This is a genomic window from Vibrio sp. 10N.261.52.A1 (genome assembly GCF_002876325.1).
Taxonomy (GTDB): Bacteria; Pseudomonadota; Gammaproteobacteria; order Enterobacterales; family Vibrionaceae; genus Vibrio; species Vibrio chagasii.
The window spans coordinates 1-255 of record NZ_MCYD01000477.1 but is presented as its reverse complement, the minus strand read 5'-3'; the positions used below and the strand labels follow the sequence as shown (position 1 = coordinate 255).

Genomic DNA, 255 nt, shown 5'->3' with positions numbered 1-255 from the left:
TCGGGTAATGAAGGTTTGCTCGTCATCGACAAAAGCCACGTAGTCGCCGTGATAGATGAACACTCGCCCACGACCTTCAACGATACAAGCCAGCTGCGGGTTCAAATCTTCTTCAAGATCTTTACTCTGATAGGTGCCAGTATCAGTGATGACGCCGCGAAGTGTCGGCAAAAAACCATAGCTACGCTTGGCTTGGTCAATCAAACTCAATTCACTGTTACTAGAAAAGTACGATGGGATTGGGCCAGCATCTTC

General features: G+C 47.8%; 1 protein-coding gene. It reads right to left on the bottom strand.

What is annotated here, in order from left to right:
- Nucleotides 1-255: cytosolic protein (locus BCT81_RS05590; RefSeq protein ID WP_102423468.1), on the bottom strand; the 255-nt coding region annotated here is incomplete at both ends.